Raw genomic sequence first — 254 nt, forward strand, 5'->3', positions numbered from 1 at the left:
GCCGGGCGCTCTCGGCGGGCCGCCCCGACCTCGCCGCCGCCCTCCTCGGCCCCTGGCGCGAGCTGTACGGCGACGGCCTGCGCCTCGAAGCCGTCCACCATGGGCGGACCGGCACCGGGCCCGGTTCGCTGCGGCTCGCCGCCCGTACCGTCGGCCTCGCCGCCGAGCAGGGCGTACGGGCCGTGCTGACCAACGCCGTCCGGTACGCCGACCCGGGGCAGGGCCCGGTCGCCGACGTGCTCGACGCCGCCCGC

The 254-nt window shown here is 80.7% G+C and carries 1 protein-coding gene; it reads left to right on the forward strand.

Annotated features, from left to right (window positions below; genetic code table 11):
- Positions 1-254: hypothetical protein (locus G3I41_RS05245; protein ID WP_164399137.1), on the forward strand; the 254-nt coding region annotated here is incomplete at both ends.

The sequence above is a fragment of the Streptomyces sp. SID9727 genome, assembly GCF_010550605.1.
Classification (GTDB): Bacteria; Actinomycetota; Actinomycetes; order Streptomycetales; family Streptomycetaceae; genus Streptomyces.